19 protein-coding genes are annotated in these 16,785 nt (G+C 61.3%); 5 read left to right on the top strand and 14 right to left on the bottom strand.

The window, feature by feature from the left end; all coding sequences use genetic code 11:
- Positions 1 to 59: 59 nt before the first annotated feature.
- Both AC2ISB_RS02440 and AC2ISB_RS02435 read right to left on the bottom strand, forming a co-directional pair.
- Positions 60 to 344: an FAD assembly factor SdhE gene (locus AC2ISB_RS02440; RefSeq protein WP_339109222.1), complete on the bottom strand. Its 285-nt coding sequence runs from the start codon at positions 342 to 344 to the stop codon at positions 60 to 62.
- A complete protein-coding gene (locus AC2ISB_RS02435; protein ID WP_339109221.1) occupies positions 341 to 721 on the bottom strand; it encodes a helix-turn-helix domain-containing protein in 381 nt (126 codons plus the stop codon). The genes AC2ISB_RS02440 and AC2ISB_RS02435 overlap by 4 nt, the downstream gene beginning before the upstream one ends.
- Positions 722 to 802: 81 nt before the next feature.
- On the opposite strand from AC2ISB_RS02435, the gene AC2ISB_RS02430 reads away from it, so the two are divergent.
- Positions 803 to 2,005, top strand: a complete 1,203-nt coding sequence (locus tag AC2ISB_RS02430) for a pyridoxal phosphate-dependent aminotransferase (protein WP_406720396.1) — start codon at positions 803 to 805, stop codon at positions 2,003 to 2,005.
- A gap of 99 nt (positions 2,006 to 2,104) precedes the next feature.
- Here the strand turns inward: AC2ISB_RS02430 and AC2ISB_RS02425 are convergent, their stop codons facing one another.
- A complete protein-coding gene (locus tag AC2ISB_RS02425; RefSeq protein WP_339109219.1) occupies positions 2,105 to 2,431 on the bottom strand; it encodes a VPLPA-CTERM sorting domain-containing protein in 327 nt (108 codons plus the stop codon).
- A 333-nt stretch (positions 2,432 to 2,764) separates the two neighbouring features.
- On the opposite strand from AC2ISB_RS02425, the gene AC2ISB_RS02420 reads away from it, so the two are divergent.
- Positions 2,765 to 3,187: a hypothetical protein gene (locus tag AC2ISB_RS02420; RefSeq protein WP_339109218.1), complete on the top strand. Its 423-nt coding sequence runs from the start codon at positions 2,765 to 2,767 to the stop codon at positions 3,185 to 3,187.
- Here the strand turns inward: AC2ISB_RS02420 and AC2ISB_RS02415 are convergent.
- The 3 genes from AC2ISB_RS02415 to AC2ISB_RS02405 form a co-directional block, all read right to left on the bottom strand.
- Positions 3,184 to 4,536: an MATE family efflux transporter gene (locus AC2ISB_RS02415; protein WP_486576739.1), complete on the bottom strand. Its 1,353-nt coding sequence runs from the start codon at positions 4,534 to 4,536 to the stop codon at positions 3,184 to 3,186. The two genes, AC2ISB_RS02420 and AC2ISB_RS02415, sit on opposite strands and share 4 nt — an antisense overlap.
- A 143-nt stretch (positions 4,537 to 4,679) precedes the next feature.
- Positions 4,680 to 5,312 (bottom strand): cytochrome b/b6 domain-containing protein, encoded by a 633-nt coding sequence (locus AC2ISB_RS02410; RefSeq protein WP_339109217.1) that lies wholly within the window; start codon positions 5,310 to 5,312, stop codon positions 4,680 to 4,682.
- A gap of 89 nt (positions 5,313 to 5,401) precedes the next feature.
- Entirely contained in the window at positions 5,402 to 5,998 is a 597-nt protein-coding gene (locus tag AC2ISB_RS02405) for an SAM-dependent methyltransferase (protein WP_339109216.1), read from the bottom strand.
- Positions 5,999 to 6,284: 286 nt separating this feature from the next.
- On the opposite strand from AC2ISB_RS02405, the gene parE reads away from it, so the two are divergent.
- Genes parE through AC2ISB_RS02390 form a run of 3 tightly spaced genes read left to right on the top strand, consistent with a single transcriptional unit; the run spans position 6,285 to position 9,772 of the window.
- The gene (gene parE / locus AC2ISB_RS02400) at positions 6,285 to 8,243 is read left to right on the top strand and encodes a DNA topoisomerase IV subunit B (protein WP_339109215.1); all 1,959 of its coding nucleotides are present in this window, start codon (positions 6,285 to 6,287) and stop codon (positions 8,241 to 8,243) included.
- A 30-nt stretch (positions 8,244 to 8,273) separates the two neighbouring features.
- Complete coding sequence (locus tag AC2ISB_RS02395; RefSeq protein WP_486575930.1) at positions 8,274 to 8,924, top strand: hypothetical protein; 651 nt, start codon at positions 8,274 to 8,276, stop codon at positions 8,922 to 8,924.
- A complete protein-coding gene (locus AC2ISB_RS02390) occupies positions 8,921 to 9,772 on the top strand; it encodes an aldose 1-epimerase family protein (protein ID WP_486575928.1) in 852 nt (283 codons plus the stop codon). Before AC2ISB_RS02395 ends, AC2ISB_RS02390 begins: the two co-directional genes overlap by 4 nt.
- A gap of 31 nt (positions 9,773 to 9,803) precedes the next feature.
- Here AC2ISB_RS02390 and hypE read toward each other — a convergent pair whose 3' ends face one another.
- The 8 genes from hypE to AC2ISB_RS02350 form a co-directional block, all read right to left on the bottom strand.
- Entirely contained in the window at positions 9,804 to 10,826 is a 1,023-nt protein-coding gene (gene hypE / locus AC2ISB_RS02385) for a hydrogenase expression/formation protein HypE (RefSeq protein ID WP_486575926.1), read from the bottom strand.
- Positions 10,827 to 10,922: 96 nt separating this feature from the next.
- Positions 10,923 to 12,059 (bottom strand): hydrogenase formation protein HypD, encoded by a 1,137-nt coding sequence (gene hypD / locus AC2ISB_RS02380; protein WP_486576737.1) that lies wholly within the window; start codon positions 12,057 to 12,059, stop codon positions 10,923 to 10,925.
- A gap of 7 nt (positions 12,060 to 12,066) precedes the next feature.
- Positions 12,067 to 12,357, bottom strand: a complete 291-nt coding sequence (locus AC2ISB_RS02375) for a HypC/HybG/HupF family hydrogenase formation chaperone (protein WP_339109211.1) — start codon at positions 12,355 to 12,357, stop codon at positions 12,067 to 12,069.
- The gene (locus AC2ISB_RS02370) at positions 12,357 to 13,883 is read right to left on the bottom strand and encodes a sigma-54-dependent transcriptional regulator (RefSeq protein ID WP_486575924.1); all 1,527 of its coding nucleotides are present in this window, start codon (positions 13,881 to 13,883) and stop codon (positions 12,357 to 12,359) included. Before AC2ISB_RS02370 ends, AC2ISB_RS02375 begins: the two co-directional genes overlap by 1 nt.
- Positions 13,838 to 14,725, bottom strand: coding sequence for a hydrogenase nickel incorporation protein HypB (gene hypB / locus AC2ISB_RS02365; RefSeq protein WP_486575922.1), 888 nt, complete (start codon positions 14,723 to 14,725; stop codon positions 13,838 to 13,840). The genes AC2ISB_RS02370 and hypB overlap by 46 nt, the downstream gene beginning before the upstream one ends.
- The gene (hypA, locus tag AC2ISB_RS02360; protein WP_339109210.1) at positions 14,725 to 15,066 is read right to left on the bottom strand and encodes a hydrogenase maturation nickel metallochaperone HypA; all 342 of its coding nucleotides are present in this window, start codon (positions 15,064 to 15,066) and stop codon (positions 14,725 to 14,727) included. Before hypA ends, hypB begins: the two co-directional genes overlap by 1 nt.
- The gene (locus AC2ISB_RS02355) at positions 15,059 to 15,943 is read right to left on the bottom strand and encodes a hypothetical protein (RefSeq protein ID WP_406720389.1); all 885 of its coding nucleotides are present in this window, start codon (positions 15,941 to 15,943) and stop codon (positions 15,059 to 15,061) included. The genes hypA and AC2ISB_RS02355 overlap by 8 nt, the downstream gene beginning before the upstream one ends.
- Positions 15,940 to 16,776, bottom strand: coding sequence for a [NiFe]-hydrogenase assembly chaperone HybE (locus AC2ISB_RS02350; protein WP_486576735.1), 837 nt, complete (start codon positions 16,774 to 16,776; stop codon positions 15,940 to 15,942). Before AC2ISB_RS02350 ends, AC2ISB_RS02355 begins: the two co-directional genes overlap by 4 nt.
- Between the last annotated feature and the right edge of the window lie 9 nt (positions 16,777 to 16,785).

Raw genomic sequence — 16,785 nt, 5'->3', positions numbered from 1 at the left:
AATAATTTTCAGACAACATGGCGGAAGCAAGGCAATTTGCCCCTTCCGCCATAATTGAATCATGCAACCGAATGACGTTTTTTCGCAAAGGCCGCAATCACTTGCAGCAGTTGAAGATACTCCGGCGGGCAGGGTTTCGCCCCCGACACCCACAGATAGAGATCCTGATCATATTCTTCCAGCAGCGCGTCATAGAGGTCCAAGGTGGCCGGATCCATCTTTGCCAGCTCGCTATCGGCAAAGGGGCCAAGCACCATGTCCATCTCTTTCATCCCGCGCCGCCAGCTGCGCATCACCATCCGCTTCAGCCGCGCTTCCGGCGTTTCCTGAACCTGTCCGGTCATTGGCTCTCTCCCGCTTTGACCCTGCGCTCCAGCCGTTCCAGCCGCGCATCGAGGTCTTTGATCACCGCACGGGCCTCGCGTATCTCGCGCAAGATCTCCCGCTCTCGTTCTGCCTCATCTACCCCTTGCGGCGGCCCGTCAAGTCCAGCGCCCTCGCCATTGAGCAGCCACATCAGCGAAACATTCAACATACCCGCCACCATCTGCAACTTGTTGGCACGCGGGTCGGCCATATCCTCTTCCCATGACTGCAGCGTCTCCAGCCGCACGCCCAGCTTTGCGGCCAGTTCGGTCTGGCTCAGCCCTGCGGCCTCGCGCGCCCCCTCCAGCCTGTCGCCAAAGGTCGCGGCATCTTCGCCATACCAGTCATCCGCCATGGGGCCTCCTCTTGATCGCCATTTGACCCGAGCGTAAGACATGGCCACGCAAGTTACAAACCCATCCGAACGGAGCCCCTCATGGCCTTTCTCTCCGACAGCCTCGCCCGTGTGAAACCCTCGCCCACCGTGGCCATGACCGGCAAGGCGGCAGAGCTGAAGGCCGCAGGGCGCGACATCATCAGCCTTTCGGCGGGCGAGCCCGATTTCGACACGCCGCAGAACATCAAGGATGCAGGCGCCCGCGCCATCACTGAGGGCCGCACCAAATATACCACCGTTGACGGGATCGCCGAGCTGAAACAGGCGATCTGCGATAAATTCGCCCGCGAGAACGGGCTGAGCTATACGCAAGCGCAGATCAGCGTGTCCTCGGGCGGCAAGCAGGTGCTGTTCAACGCCTTCATGGCCACCCTGAACCCGGGCGACGAGGTCATCATCCCCACGCCCTATTGGGTCAGCTACCCCGATATGGTGCTGATCGGGGGCGGCACGCCGGTCTTCGTGCAGGGCAATCCCGAGATGGGCTACAAGATCACGCCCGAGGCTTTGGAAGCCGCGATCACGCCGCAAACCAAATGGTTCCTGTTCAACTCGCCCTCCAACCCCTCGGGGGCGGGCTATACGCGGGCAGAACTCAAGGCGCTGACCGATGTGCTGATGCGCCACCCCCATGTCTGGGTGATGACCGACGACATGTACGAACACCTCGTCTTTGACGGCTTCGAATTCTGCACCCCCGCCGAGGTGGAACCCGCGCTTTATGACCGCACGCTGACGGTGAACGGCGTGTCGAAAGCCTATGCGATGACCGGCTGGCGGATCGGTTATGCCGGTGGTCCGGTGGAGCTGATCACCGCGATGCGTAAGATGCAGTCGCAATCCACCTCGAACCCCTGCACCATCAGCCAATGGGCCGCTGTCGAGGCGCTGAACGGGCCGCAGGATTATATCCGTGACAGCCGCGAAGCCTTCCACCGCCGCCGCGATCTGGTGGTTGCGGGGCTCAACGCCTGCCCCGGCATCACCTGCCCCACGCCCGAAGGGGCCTTCTATGTCTACCCGTCCATCAAGGACTGCATCGGCAAAACTTCGGCCCAAGGCACCAAGATTACCGATGACGAGACCTTCTGCACGGCGCTTCTGGAAGAAACCGGCGTGGCCACGGTGTTCGGCGCAGCCTTCGGCCTCAGCCCCAACTTCCGCATCAGCTACGCCACCTCGGACACCGTGCTGACGGAGGCTTGCAACCGGATCAAACGCTTCTGCGAAGGCCTCAGGTAAGCCACATCGCGAAGGTCGCACTACCCTGCGGCCAGCCGATCACGACACGTCTGGAACAAAAAGAAAAGCCGCTCGGTCGAGCGGCTTTTCCCGTTTGACTCAGGCCGCTTTCACGCCCGATTTACGACGACGCAGCGCCGCAAAGCCACCCAGCGCGCCAAGCAGCAAAATGCCACCCGCCGGAAGCGGCACGGGGCTGACCTGCTCATCGCCACCACCGTGACCGCCGTGGCCACCATGACCACCCTGCCCGTCATGACCGAAATCGGCCGAGCAGCCACAATGCGGTTTGGTCGCCTCGGCATAATCAGGGGTATCCCCCCACTTATGGTCGTCTTGGTCTTTCCAGTCCTTGTCAGACCCGAACCAATCCCCATGCCCCTCGGATTTGAAGTCGCTGGAATAGCCATAATCCTTGCTATCCATGGACTTGGAGTCCGCTTGGTATGTCGATGCGAATACCGAGCTTCCCCACACGCAAATCGTCGCAACAGTTGCGATTTTCTTAATCATAAAAAAACATCCTTATAGGCTGTCAAAAGCGTGCCCCACCCACCACAGGTCGAGTCACGTAAGGTAAACATGTTTCTCCACCCGAGAATTGCAATGAGGATTTTCTTCAATCGGCGGAAGATCGCATAACATGCCGTTATCAAGCCGGAAGAGCCATATTTTATTGACCCCTCGCGCAAGCGGTCAGTTGATCCCCCACCGCAGTTGTCGTTAAGGATGGTGCATCAACAGTCTGGAAGCTGCCCCATGAGCCTCGATCTGCCCGAATATTACTTCCGAATCCGCGAGAATGGCGCGGCCGTATTTCGGGTAGACACCCAGAACCGCCAGCGCCGGATCGAGATGGATCAGATCGCCGTGGTCAATATCCGTAATGGAGACATCAAACCGCAGGGCGGGCGCGAGCTGACCGATGCGGATATGCGCCAGATCACCCAATGGATGGCCGATCGCAGTGCCCTGCTGGCGCAGCGCGACATCGACGACATCCACCGCGCCGTCGATTACCTGAACCTGACCACGCAATGGGTGCAGTCAAAAGCCACCGATGCACAGCTCGAGCATGTCACAGACGCGCTATTGCTGGCCATGCATGATCTGCGCAGCGTTCTTGTGCGCAAGAAGGCCGAGCGGCTGATGGGACAGCAGGCCGAGACCCGCGACGATTAGGCTATAGGGCGCCGCCCGCCGCCGCGCACGACCCAGAAGCGATACATCAGCAGCGACGAGGCCGTGGCAAGCCCTGCGGCCAGCCCCAGCCAGACCCCGTGCGATTGCAGCCCTACATGGAAGGCCAGCACATAGCCCGTGGGAATCCCGACCAGCCAATAGCTGGCCAGCGCGATCCACATCGGCACGCGCGTATCCTGCAGGCCGCGCAGCAACCCCATTGCCAGCACCTGCATGGCATCGAACAGCTGGAACAGGCCCGCCAGCGCCAGCAGGCCGCTTGCCAGCAGCAGGATCTGCGCGGAATCCCCGCCCGGCTTCAGGAACAGGCTGACAATCTTTTCCGGAATGCCCAGAAATGCGGTCACCGTGACCGCCACGATGACCAGTGACATGCAGATCACCGTGATGGCCCCGCGCCGCAGATGTTCGGGGGCACCGGCCCCATAGGCGCGCCCTGCCCGCACGGTCGCGGCATTGGCCAGCCCCATATGCAGCATGAAGGCCAGAACACTGGTTTCCATGACAATGCCATTGGCCGCCAGCTCGATTGTGCCAAGCCATCCCATCATCAGCGCGGCCATCTGGAACATGGACGCCTCGGCCAGAATGGTCAGCCCGATCGGAATCCCCATCCGCGCCACGGCCCCGAACGCAGACCAGTCAGGGCGCCAGAACCGCTGCCACAGCGCCACATGCGACAGCCCGCGCGCACGATGGGCATAGACCATCAGCACCAGCATCGACACCGTCTGCACCAGCACCGAGGAAAGCGCCGCGCCGCGCACGCCCATTTCGGGAAAGCCCATCTCGCCAAAGATCAGAAGCCAGTTGCAGACGATATTCAGCCCCACCGCAGAAAGCGTGACCCAAAGCACGATCTGTGTCCGCTCGAACGCCGAAAGATAGCTGCGCAGCACCGCCACCACCAGCATGGGCACGATGCCAAGCCCCGCGATGCGCAGGTAGTCCTGTGCCAGCCTCGCGGTTTCGGGGGCCTGCCCCAATGCCTGTAGCACCGCAGCGGAATGCCACATACAGGGAATCGAGACCAGCCCCGTCAGCACCGACAGCCACAGCGCCATACGGGTATCGCGCCGTGCCTGCGTTTCGTCATTGGCCCCCAGCGCCATCGAGACGCGCCCGATGATCGCATTGGCAAAGCCCGTGCCGAAGAGAAAGAAGAAGAACAGGTAATTCGTGCCCAGAACCACGGCGGCCAGTTCAGGCACCCCGTACCAGCCCATCATGATCGTATCGGTCACACCAAGCCCTGCTGCCGCAAGGTTCGACCCTACCAGCGGCAAGCCCAGCGTAAGAATGGCGCGCATATGGCCAAACGCCCCCATCGAGGTGTCGAGGGGTTTGTCGGTCTGGGTCATCACGGGGCTGGCCATTTCGCATTCCTGATCGAGTGGTCAATAATCAGCCCGTGCCACGCCCCCATGAACCCGTCAAGCCTTAGTAAGCATCGCTAGGATTGCGCGCGGCGTTACTTTTGCGTCATCGGGGCGCGCCGGGGAAGGCGGGCGCGGCCTGTAATCATCGGCGTCACAAGGTTCTCGCGCTTCCAGAAGCGATACCAGAAAATCGCCAGCACATGTATGATGACCAGCGCCAGCAGCAGATTGGCGAGGGTCTCGTGCAGATCAACCGCCCGCACGGCGTTCTCGTACCCCACCCAATCCGCAAAGGGGCCGACATTGATATAATCATCCGGATCGGACACCAGACCCGTGCCGACCTGCGCCGCCAAGAGCCCCAAGATCAGCACAACCGATAACGCGCCCACAGGATTATGCCCGCGCGTGTAGGACGGCTTGCGCGACACCAGCGTGCGACCATAGCGCGCAATCGCGCCGGGCCCTTTTACAAAGCTGGCAAACCGCGCCGTTTGCGGGCCGAAAAACCCCCAGAAGACGCGGGCCACGACCAGCGCGCCGATGCCGTAGCCCAGCCAGAAATGCAGGCTCATGTCAACGGGCCCCCATTTTCCAAGCCCCCATGCACCACAGACCAGCACCACCAGCGCCCAATGGAACGCGCGCACGAAAGGATCCCAGACCGGCACTGTCTCGAAGCGGCTGTCGGTGTCGGAGGGATCCGATTGAAATCGATGCGTCATGACAAATCCTTTTTCAAAACCCTGCCCGCCGAGTGTCGCGCAAGGTCGCTCTGATGTCATGCAGTAAATCGGTCAGGACGGGGCAGCGGTCAGGATGGACGCTGCATCACGAAATCGATCAGCGCGGCACGGCCCGAATGCCCCTCTCCCTCGCTCAGATCGGCATCGTAATCGGCCTGATGCAGGATTTTCCAGCGCGGAAACGCCTCGCGCAGCAGATCCAGATCATAAAGCTGTTCCACATTGCTCGGCCCGCCTGTGCCATAGCGCGGCTGACGACGGGCAAAGCCGTGGATCATCACCACCCCTCCCGGCGCGACCGCACGCCGCATACCGTCGAAAATATCCTCTCGGAAGGCCGGATCGGCAAACTGGATGAAACAGGCCAAAAGCGCGTCATATTCGGCCACGGGCCAATCCCAGCCGCGCAGATCCTGCGATAGCATGGTGATCGTCACCCCCCGCGACGCCGCCAGCCGCTGGGCTTTTTCACGCGCCGGAGCCGAAAGCTCGACCCCCGTCACCTCCAGGCCCTGCTCGGCCAGAAACACGGCATTGCGCCCTTCGCCCTCGGCCAGCGACAGCACGCGCATACCCGGTGTCAGCCGCCCTGCCTGACGGCGCACGAACTCTGCCGGAGCAGTTCCGAAAACATAGTCCGAATGGGCATAGCGTTGATCCCACATTCTCCTCCTCCTTTATATCTTTTGACTCAAAATGGCATTCGCATCCTATGTAACAAGATGACGTAGTCTCTTGCCCTCAAAGGGAAAACCCCTCAGGCACAAACCAGCCTGCCAATGGGCCGTTTTCCACCCATGACGCCCGTAAAACAGGCAGGCGGCAAACCGGCGGCCCCGATCCGGCCAACCGGACGTGAAACTTCCTGTGGACGGTTTCGGCAGGGCGCTTGCCGATTTTGCCCCAAATGATGTATGGCTCAAGGCCAACCCCACCAAAGAAAGCGAGCAGATGTCCGACGATCTTCTCTCCACCCAGTCCGAGTCCGAATATGACGCCTCCTCTATCGAGGTGCTGGAAGGGCTGGAACCTGTTCGCAAACGCCCCGGCATGTATATCGGCGGCACCGATGAGCGCGCGCTGCACCATATGCTGGCCGAGATCCTCGACAACTCGATGGACGAAGCCGTGGCAGGCCATGCCAGCCGCATCGAGGTCGAGCTGAACGCGGATTACTCGATCACCGTGCGCGACAATGGCCGCGGCATCCCGATCGACCCGCACCCGAAGTTTCCGGGTAAATCGGCGCTGGAGGTGATCCTGTGCACGCTGCATGCGGGCGGCAAATTCTCGGGCGATGCCTATGCAACCTCGGGCGGCCTTCACGGGGTGGGCGCGTCGGTGGTGAATGCGCTGTCGGATCTGATGGTGGTGCAGGTTGCCAAGAACAAGAAGCTCTACGAACAGCGCTTCTCGCGCGGCATCCCGCAGGGGCCGGTGGCGGAAATCGGTGCCGCCCCCAACCGTCGCGGCACTATGGTCACCTTCCATGCCGACGAGCAGATCTTCGGCCATCACCGCTTCAAACCCGCGCGGCTGATCAAGATGGTGCGCTCGAAGGCCTATCTGTTCTCGGGCGTTGAAATCCGCTGGAAATCCGCGATTGACGATGGCGAGACGCCCACCGAGGCCACCTTCCACTTCCCCGGCGGTCTGGCCGACTACCTGATGGAAACGCTGGGCAAGGCGATGACCTATGCCGACCGCCCCTTCTCGGGCAAGGTCGAGTTCCGCGAGAAATTCAACGTCCCCGGTTCGGTCGAATGGGCGATCAACTGGACCCCCTCGCGTGATGGCTACATCCAGTCCTATTGTAACACCGTTCCCACCCCCGAGGGCGGCACCCATGAAGCGGGCTTCTGGTCAGCGATCCTGAAAGGCATCCGCGCCTATGGCGAGCTGATCAATAACAAGAAGGCGTCGAACATCACCCGCGACGACCTGATCACGGGCGGCTGCGCGCTGGTCTCCTGCTTTATCCGCGAGCCGGAATTCGTGGGCCAGACCAAGGACCGTCTGGCCACCGTCGAGGCGCATCGTCTGGTCGAGGGCGCCGTCCGCGACCATTTCGACAACTGGCTGGCCTCGGATACGAAATCCGCCGGCGCAATCCTCGATTTCCTTGTGCTGCGCGCCGAAGAGCGTCTGCGCCGCCGTCAGGAAAAGGAAACCGCCCGTAAATCGGCCACCAAAAAGCTGCGCCTCCCGGGCAAGCTGACCGATTGCACCGCGAAAAACCGCGCCAATACCGAGCTGTTCATCGTCGAGGGCGACTCGGCAGGTGGCTCGGCCAAAGGCGCGCGCAAACGCGAAACGCAGGCTCTGCTGCCGCTGAAGGGTAAAATCCTGAACGTCCTCGGCGCGGCCTCGTCGAAACTGGGCACCAATGCCGAGATCAGCGATATCTGCGAGGCGTTGGGTGTGGGCCTTGGCACCAAGTTCAACGTCGAAGACCTGCGTTACGACAAGATCATCATCATGACCGATGCCGATGTCGATGGGGCGCATATCGCGTCGCTTCTGATGACCTTCTTCTTCACCCAGATGCGCCCGCTGATCGACCAAGGCCACCTCTACCTTGCCTGCCCGCCGCTCTACCGCCTGACCCAAGGCGCCAAGCGCATGTATGTGGCCTCCGACGCCGAGAAAGAGGAATGGTTAGCCAAGGGATTGGGCGGAAAGGGTAAAATCGACGTGCAGCGCTTCAAGGGTCTGGGCGAGATGGATGCCAAGGACCTGAAAGAAACCACGATGGACCCCGCCACCCGCAAACTGATCCGCGTCACCATCGACGACGATCTGGGCGGAGAGACGGCGGATTTGGTGGAACGCCTGATGGGCAAGAAACCCGAGCTCCGCTTCCAGTATATCACCGAGAACGCCCAGTTCGTTGAGGAGTTGGATGTGTGATTGGCATAATCTAGAAAAAGGTTCCATTAATTGAAAAAAACAAATTTTCTCATTTTCATTCCTGCGGCACTCACTTTCTTACTGGGCGTCGCCGCATCTATCTATATTTATGTCAACTGGACAATCTTTGAAAGCATGCAGCCAAATGCCGTTGGCGACACTCTCGCGGGCATTTGCGGCAGCTTAGCGTTGATTTGGCTTGTCTATGGCTATTCACAGCAAAACAATGCTCTAAAATTGCAGCAAATAGCCCTAAAACATAATATCAATGAACTAAATCAAACGAATAAGAGGTTAGAAGCGGCTATGCTGCCATCCTTTCATCTGATTTACATGGGCATTGATAATCGAGAAGTCGCATACCTTAACTCGTATAAACCTGCCCCGAAACAGCTCGATGTTTATCTATTAAAACTGCTCAACCTAGGGCATACAGCAATTAATGTTAGAATTTTTAGTGAGCATCCTCTGGAAAATGACAACAACCATACTGTTGCGCTTTTCAAACGTGAACATGAGGAGACATACCGCTTGGCCTTTAGACAGGAGGAGAGAACGGGAGATATGCGATTTTCAGTAACCTATACAGACGTTCGCTCAGAAGAGAATAAGGCGACGTTCACGCTTTCTCGCAGTGCTTCCGGGATAGCAATTCGCAGAGCAACTGACCCAACATCATGACCACCATCACCTCCCCCGACCTCACCGTGACCGTCTCCGATATGGGCGCCGAGATGCAGTCGCTTGCTTTCCGTGGGCAGGAATTCCTCTGGAATGGCGATGCCGAATGGTGGACGGGGCGCTCGCCGGTTCTGTTTCCCATCGTGGGCCGTGCGCCCGACGATAAAATCGAGATCCGTGGCGAGAGCTTTGATATGCCCCAGCACGGGATCGCCCGCCGCCTGCCCTTTACGGTGGTGGCGCAGGACGAGGCGCATGTGACCCATGAGCTGGTGCCCTCGGAGGCCACCGCAAGCTACCCCTATAACTTCCGGCTGCAACTGACCCATCGCGTGACCGGCCCGACGCTTGAGGTCGCCGCCACCGTCACCAATGAGGACAGCGTGCCGATGCCCTTCGGTCTGGGCTTTCATCCGGCCTTCCGCTGGCCGCTGCCCAATGCCACCGGCGCGCATAAGGTCGAGCTGGCCAATGGCGCCGAGCCCGCGATGAACCGCGTGGTCGATGGGTTGATCTCGCGCGAAACCGAGGCCTCGCCCTTCCATCAGGGCAGCCTGACGCTCAGCCATGATCTATTCGCCAAAAATGCCGCGATCTTCCCCGAAGGCACGGGCGAGGCGCTCCGGTATCAGGGAGAAACCGGCCCGAGCCTCGATTTCCGCTTTGCCAATCTGCCGAACCTCGCGCTTTGGCAGCCGCCCGGCGCGCCGTTCCTGTGCATCGAGCCGTGGCACGGGATGGCGGCATGGCATGGGGCGGGGGCAAAAATCGAGGACCGCCCCTATACGCTAAGCCTGGGCGCGGGCGAGACTGCCCGCTTTGCATGGTTCGTGACGATCCGCGAGTAAACTGGCAGATACGCCTTTAACAGATGCCCCTTTAGCAGATACGGGGCAGCTGTTCGCCCACCAGCATATCGACGATGCGGGTGCCGCCGAATGCGGTGCGCATCCGCACTTGGCCCGCGTGGTCTGCCACGGCCCGCCCGATGATCGCGGCACTTTTTCCTTCGGGCAGGGTTTGCATGGCGGCAAGCGCGGCCTCCGCTTGTTCTTCTGGCACAAAGAGCACCAGACGCCCCTCATTGGCAAGGTAGAGGGGGTCGAGCCCCAAGATCTCGCACATGCCGACGACCTCGGCGCGGAGCGGAAGGGCCTCTTCCTCGATGACGATGCCACAACCCGCCTCTTCGGCGATTTCATTCAGGGCGGAGGCCAGCCCGCCTCGGGTCAGGTCGCGGGCGGCGCGGGCTTGAGGTGCTGTAGTGAGAGCGGCCTCCATCAGGTGACCGAGGGCGGCGCAATCGCTCTCGATCGCCGAAGACAGCGCCAGATCGCCACGGGCCGCGAGGATGGTTGCGCCGTGGTCGCCCAGCACCCCGTTGACGATAGCCACATCGCCCGCGCGAACATGGGAGGCCGCCATATCGCGGGAGGCGGGGATCACGCCAATGCCAGAGGTGGTGATGAAGACACCATCGCAGGCGCCGCGTTCGACGACCTTGGTATCGCCTGTCACGATGCGCACGCCCGCAGCCTCGGCCTCGCGCGCCATGGTGGCCACGATGCGGCGCAGAAGGGCGAATTCGGTGCCTTCCTCAATGACGAAGGCGGCCGAGAGCCAGAGCGGTTTTGCCCCGCCCACGGCGAGGTCATTGACCGTACCGCAGATGGCGAGCTTGCCGATATCACCGCCCGGAAATTCCATGGGGGTGACGACGAAGCCATCGGTGGTGAAAGCAAGGCGCGCGCCCGGTTCGCGCAGGGCGTCGGTCATCAGGCGGGCCTGATCCTCCATGCCGGGGGGTGCGAAGGCGGAGGTGAAGATTTCCTCGATCAGGTCGCGCATTGCACGGCCACCGCCGCCATGCGCCAAGGTGACGCGTTCGCCTCGTAGTGCCATAAGTCTTGTCCTTTGAGGGGGGCTGCGGCCCAACGGGGCATCGAGCCCCGCTTGCGCCGCCGGAGGCCTTGCCTCCGATGCCGCCTATGATTTCGGTTATTCTGCCGCCGAACGGGCGCCGCCATATTGCCAATAGGCCGCGCAGGCGCCTTCCGAGCTGACCATCAGCGCGCCGAGGGCTGTTTCCGGTGTGCAGCCCTTGCCGAATTGCGGGCATTGGGTCGGTTTGATCCGGCCCGTCATGACCTGACCACAGGCGCAGCCCTCGACTTCCGGCACCTCTCGGCGGCCCACCGCATAGCCGATGCCGAATTTCTCTTCGGCGTCATAGGCGCGATAGGCAGGGCGGATCCGCAGACCCGAGGCGTCGATTTCGCCCAAGCCCCGCCATTCAAACGAGGGGCGCTTTTCATAAACATCCTCGATGGCGGCCAACGAGACCGGATTGCCATTTTCGGGCACCACGCGGCCATATTGGTTTTCCACGCGCGGTTGGCCTTTTTCGATCTGGGTCAGCACCATCAGCACCGATTGCAGAAGATCGGTGGGTTCAAAGCCTGCCACCACGATCGGCTTGCCATAGTCTTGCGCGATAAAATCATAGGGGTGGATGCCGATCACCATCGACACATGGCCCGGCCCGATAAAGCCGTCAAGCATCATATAGGGGTCATCCAGCAGCGCCTTGATGGGTTCGGGCACGGTGATATGGTTGCAGAAGACGGTGAAGTTTTTAAGCCCCTCACGCGCCGCCTGCTGGATCGCCAGCGCGGTGGACGGCGTGGTTGTCTCGAACCCCAGCCCGAAAAACACCACCTCGCGGTCGGGGTTGCGCCGCGCCAGTTCCAGCGCATCAAGGGGGCTATAGACCATGCGGATATCGGCCCCATCGGCCTTGGCCTGAATGAGCGACTTCGTCGACCCGGGCACCCGCATCGCATCGCCGAAGGTGGTGAAGATCACCTCGGGGCGCTCGGCCAGTTCGATACATTCATCGACCCGCGCACGCGGCAGCACGCAAACCGGACAGCCCGGACCATGAATGAACTCGATGCCCTCATGGATCAGCTTATCCAGCCCGTAGCGGAAGATCGAATGCGTATGCCCGCCGCAGATCTCCATGATATGCACAGGCTTTTCGCGGGTGGCACCTATCGCATCGGCCTTCTCGGCAATCGCCGTAAAAAGGGCGCGCGCCAGTTTCGGGTCGCGGAATTCAGAGGCAAATTTCAGCGCCATCTTACACCCGCCCTTCCAGCGCCGCATCGCCTGCGGCCATCTGTTCCAGCGCCTCCTGCGTCTCGCCCAGCTCATGCAGGGCGGCCAAAGTCTGCGCGGCCTCGTCCTCGTCGATCTTCGCCATAGCGAAGCCCACATGGATCAGCGCCCATTCCCCGATCAGCCCCTGCAAAGGCCCATCGGCAATACAGGCCACATTGACCGCGCGCCGCACCCCCGACACCTCGGCCAGCGCCATCATACGCGCCTCATCGGTGATCTCGACGATCTGTCCCGGAATGCCCAGACACATCAGTCTTCCTCCTCATCCATACGGGCTGACGGCCCCATTATTCCGTAACGGTCGAGCTTGGCCCGCAGACCCACACGGCTCAGGCCCAGCTCGGAGGCCGCACGGCTTTTGTTCCAGCGGTGGCGGGTCAGCGTCTCGCGCAGGATCCGCATCTCCATCAATTCGATCCGGTCTTTCAACTGCCCGCTGGCCTGTAGCGCGTCTTCTTCCGCCGCACGATCCGCCCCCTCATCCGAAGGCACAGCCTGCAGGATATGGCGCGAGATCAGCTCGGCCCCCAGCACGTTTTCCTGCGCAAAGATCAGCATACGCGTGACCTCGTTGGTCAGTTCGCGCAGATTCCCCGGCCAGTCGTAGTTTTCCAGAAATTCCAGCGCCGCCGCGTCAAAACCCATGACGGGCTTGGAATGGGTCGAGGCCGCCTCGGCCAGAAGATGCTGCGCCAGCATGGCCACATCGCCACGTCGCGCCCGCAACGGCAAAAGCCCGATCTCGCCTACTGACAGCGCATAGTAAAGATCGGTGCGGAACCCGCCCTCGGCCACACGCGAACGCAGATCCACACCCGCGCCACAGATCAGCCGCAGATTGGTGCCCACCGTTTCCTGCCCGCCCACCGGTGTAATGGACCCTTCGGACAGCACACGCAGCAAGGCCAGTTGCATCGCAGGCGAGGCTTCCTCGATCCCCGAAAGGTAGAGCGTGCCGCGATCCGCTTTCTGCATGAGCCCGATGCGGTTCACCCCGCCCGGCAAGACACCGCGCTTGGCCCCGAAAAGTTCCACCATGGTCAGATCTTCCGGCAGGCCCGCCAGATTGAATTCATAAAACGGCTTTTCCGACCGCAGGCTGCCATAATGCATCGCGCGGGCCAGTTGCGCCTTGCCAGTGCCCGCCTCGCCCGTCAGCAGAACCGGAATGTCGAAACTGGCATATTGGCGCGCAATCGCCACCGCATCATTCATCGCGGAATTGGGGCTGCGCAGGATGGTTTCAAAGCCCATCCCTTCGCGCAGGGCACGGCGACGCTTTTCCAGACGGCTTTCGGATGTGCTGGACAGAAAGCGCATCTCGAGCTGCATCCGCTCGTTGTCACGCGCAAGATGGAACAGCTTCACCGCATTGCGCACCGCCATCAAAAGCTGTTCGGGATGCCACGGTTTGGCAATGAACTGATGCACGCCCGCATCATTGATCGCCGCCACCATCGAATTGCTGTCGGTATAGCCGGTGATCATCATCCGCACGGTTTCGGGCCAACGCTCGCGCACCTCGGTCAGGAAATCCACCCCCGTCCGCCCCGGCATGCGCTGGTCACATAAAATCGCCTGAATCCATTCGTTTTCCAGCACGTCCAGCGCGACCGACGCATCCGGAGCGGTGAAAATCTCGAACTCGTCCTCAAGCGCAAGTTTCATCGCCGTCAGCGAATGCGGCTCGTCATCGACCAGCAGAATGGAGGGCAAAGGGGCGCGCGCCATCAGCGCGCCTTGCGGGCCAATCCCGCCTTCAGCCAGTCCAGCCATGCCGCCATTCCCTCGCCCGTGCGGGCCGAAACGCGCAGAATGATCAGGTCGGGGTTCACACGGCGCAGATTGGCCTCGTAGAGATCCAGATCGACATCACAATGGGGGGCCAGATCCACCTTATTCAGAAGCGCGATCTTGGCAGCTGTGAACATATCGGGGTATTTCAGAGGCTTGTCCTCACCCTCGGTGACCGAAAGAATGGCCACTTTGGCATCCTCGCCCAGATCAAAGGCCGCAGGACAGACCAGATTGCCGACATTCTCGATAAACAGAAGCGCGTTTTCGGCAAGCGCAAGCCGCCCCAGCGCGGTGTCGACCATCTTACCATCCAGATGGCAGCCTTTGCCGGTATTGACCTGAATCGCCTGCGCGCCAGTGGCGCGGATACGGTCGGCATCATTGGTGGTCTGCTGGTCGCCTTCGATCACCGCCAGAGGCTGGTCGCCCAACATCTCGATCGTGCGACACAAAAGCGTGGTTTTCCCCGAACCGGGCGACGAAACCAGATTTGTCGCAAAAATGCCATTCTGCGCCAGATATGCACGGTTTTTTGCGGCAAAATCATTGTTTTTGGACAATATGTCCGTCTCGATTTCAATCAGGCGCGCCTGCGAGAAGCCCGGCACCTCAACGCCCGCGGCACCATGTCCGCAATGGATATCAAGGCCGTCGCTGACCACCTGACGCGCAGCTTGCGGCTGCGCCATAGGTCTGGTGGGCACCCCTTTCGGCAGATCGAAAGGCAGTTGCCCCCTGGCCAGTTGCTGGCCCTGCTTTGCCAGATGCGCCTTGAATTCATCCTCGACCGAATGGCCCCTACAGCCGCACACCGTGCACATCACGCCACCTCCATATCTTTAATCCGCATCTCGTCGCCCCCCTGCGGCATCAACTTGCCGCCCCCGCAGCGCGGGCATGGGTCTAGACGATCCATAATCTCCACCTCTTCCATACAATCGTAGCACATCGCCCGACCGGGAAGATCAATGATTTCAAGTACCGCACCCTCGGCAGGGCTGCCACGCATAACCACGTCGAACGCAAATTCCAGTGCGTGCTTTTCCACACCGGCAAAGCGCCCGATCTCAAGGCGTAGCTTGGTGATCTGTGTCACCCCATTGGCACGGGCGGCGTCTTCCACCACGGAGCGGATTCCTTCGGCAATCGACATCTCATGCATGCGACACCCCCTCGATCTCGACCGCCACGCAAGGGTCCAGAATATCCACAACCAAAGCGGCAAGCCCAGCTTTCCGCCAAGGCAATGTGGCCAGCGACAGCTCGAGCGCACCGCCCGGAGCGAGCAGGTGATCGGTGGGCGTCACACGCTCCACCGCGCTCACCACGCCGCCCGAAAGCTGTCCGCGCAGCGCATAAACCCCGCGCGCGGCCTCGACCAGCGCGGTATTATCGGGGCGCAGCACCGGTGCCGCAGGGCGGGTCACGACCCGCGTCAGATCCACAAGCCGCCCCAGCGCCCGCCACAAAGGACCGCGCCCCCGCGTCTCTTCGGCCTGTTTCATTAGCGGATGGAACGCCACACGACCGGCGGGCGAATTTTCCTGCGCCATCTTCAGCATCGGGTCGAACAGATCGGCCACCCGCGCCTCGGCCTCATGCGGGGCAAATGCCGCATCGATCCCCGCCATCAGGGGCGACACCCCCTGCCCCGAGACAAGCCAAGCCGCCAGATCGGTAATTTCGCCACGGCCCCACAGATGGTGCAGCAATGCAGGCCCGCCCTGTGCCCACCCATCGGGCAGAGCTTGCGGCGCGTGCCCCAATGCCTTGGGCCAGAACAGAAAAAGCTTTGCAAGGTGGTCGCGCAGGATCTCGTGTCGGGTGTCTGACATATCGGCCGGCAGCCCCAAAGACAGCCGCACCGCCTGCGACTGCGCCGCCCCGCACAGATTGAACAGTCGCCCCATCATCTGGGCTGCGGCCTCGGGGTCGCGCCCCCGCATCATGGCCCCCACAGAGATGGGCGCAGGCAGACGCAAACGCGGGGCAATCATCTCGCCGCGTCGCTCCAGACCTATGCCCAAAACCTGTTTCATTCCGTCTCCTTCGCGGGCTCCGATGCAAGCCCCCCCGAGATCAACTGACGCCGCGATGGTGTGGCCAGTTCGGCGACGCCGTCTTCGGAGAGCTGCGCGAATTCCGCGCCGCCGGTCTCGGCTTCTGCCTCTTTCTCTGCCAGCTCGGCCTCGCGGGTCGCGCGGATCTCTGACTTGCGGTCCGTCTCCGCGCGGTTCTCTTCCTTGAACAACTCCGCCATGATGGCCTGTGCCACCTCGCGCGCCTGCATCTGGGTCTGGAATTCCTCCATCGGAGAGAACAGCGAACAGGCTTTATAGCCCCCCGTCAGGTCCCGCTTGTTATGGATGAACTCATAGCAGCCGGACGGAAATTCCACCATTTCTTTGGCCCCGGGAACCAGATCGGACCAATCCTCGCCTGCGCCCGGCAGAAGGATCAGGTTCATGAACCACGGGCTGAACAGCACCCCCAAAGCGCGTCCTTCATAGGGGAGGAACCCCACGGCCTCGACCGAAAGCGCCTTATTCGACAGCGGCACGTCGCGCATGGTCGAATTCCAGATCTCGCGAAAATCGGCTGTCAGATTTCGAACATGCTCGTCGATCCGGCGCTGCTCGATCATCAGCGGCGCGCCGGGATCCTCGCGGACCATGAACTGGGCTTTGGGCGCATCGCAATTCGGACATTTCCAGTCTTCTGGCAGCGCATTGAACGGCGTTCCGGGCAAGACCTGCCGGAAATCATCGCCGATTGCCGGATCATAGGTTGACCAGCAGATCTTGCATTCCATCAACGCCTGATCGGAAATCCGGTCATGCGCGCCCATATAACTGCCTTCAAACCCTGTCACTTGTGCAAC

The organism is Thioclava sp. NS-SX20 (assembly GCF_057380695.1).
This window is presented reverse-complemented; position numbering and strand designations above follow the sequence as displayed.

Bases quoted from the DNA above. Each gene is read 5' to 3' on its own strand.
- parE (WP_339109215.1), top strand. From the start codon at position 6,285: ATGTCCGACGATCTTCTCTCCACCCAGTCCGAGTCCGAATATGACGCC.
- hypA (WP_339109210.1), bottom strand. From the start codon at position 15,066: ATGCATGAGATGTCGATTGCCGAAGGAATCCGCTCCGTGGTGGAAGAC.
- hypE (WP_486575926.1), bottom strand. From the start codon at position 10,826: ATGGCACTACGAGGCGAACGCGTCACCTTGGCGCATGGCGGCGGTGGC.
- AC2ISB_RS02415 (WP_486576739.1), bottom strand. From the start codon at position 4,536: ATGGGGGCGTTTGGCCATATGCGCGCCATTCTTACGCTGGGCTTGCCG.
- AC2ISB_RS02425 (WP_339109219.1), bottom strand. From the start codon at position 2,431: ATGGATAGCAAGGATTATGGCTATTCCAGCGACTTCAAATCCGAGGGG.
- AC2ISB_RS02390 (WP_486575928.1), top strand. From the start codon at position 8,921: ATGACCACCATCACCTCCCCCGACCTCACCGTGACCGTCTCCGATATG.
- AC2ISB_RS02405 (WP_339109216.1), bottom strand. From the start codon at position 5,998: ATGTGGGATCAACGCTATGCCCATTCGGACTATGTTTTCGGAACTGCT.
- AC2ISB_RS02410 (WP_339109217.1), bottom strand. From the start codon at position 5,312: ATGACGCATCGATTTCAATCGGATCCCTCCGACACCGACAGCCGCTTC.
- AC2ISB_RS02440 (WP_339109222.1), bottom strand. From the start codon at position 344: ATGACCGGACAGGTTCAGGAAACGCCGGAAGCGCGGCTGAAGCGGATG.
- AC2ISB_RS02370 (WP_486575924.1), bottom strand. From the start codon at position 13,883: ATGGCTGGACTGGCTGAAGGCGGGATTGGCCCGCAAGGCGCGCTGATG.
- hypB (WP_486575922.1), bottom strand. From the start codon at position 14,725: ATGTGCACGGTGTGCGGCTGTAGGGGCCATTCGGTCGAGGATGAATTC.
- AC2ISB_RS02420 (WP_339109218.1), top strand. From the start codon at position 2,765: ATGAGCCTCGATCTGCCCGAATATTACTTCCGAATCCGCGAGAATGGC.
- AC2ISB_RS02430 (WP_406720396.1), top strand. From the start codon at position 803: ATGGCCTTTCTCTCCGACAGCCTCGCCCGTGTGAAACCCTCGCCCACC.
- AC2ISB_RS02375 (WP_339109211.1), bottom strand. From the start codon at position 12,357: ATGTGTCTGGGCATTCCGGGACAGATCGTCGAGATCACCGATGAGGCG.
- AC2ISB_RS02435 (WP_339109221.1), bottom strand. From the start codon at position 721: ATGGCGGATGACTGGTATGGCGAAGATGCCGCGACCTTTGGCGACAGG.
- AC2ISB_RS02355 (WP_406720389.1), bottom strand. From the start codon at position 15,943: ATGAAACAGGTTTTGGGCATAGGTCTGGAGCGACGCGGCGAGATGATT.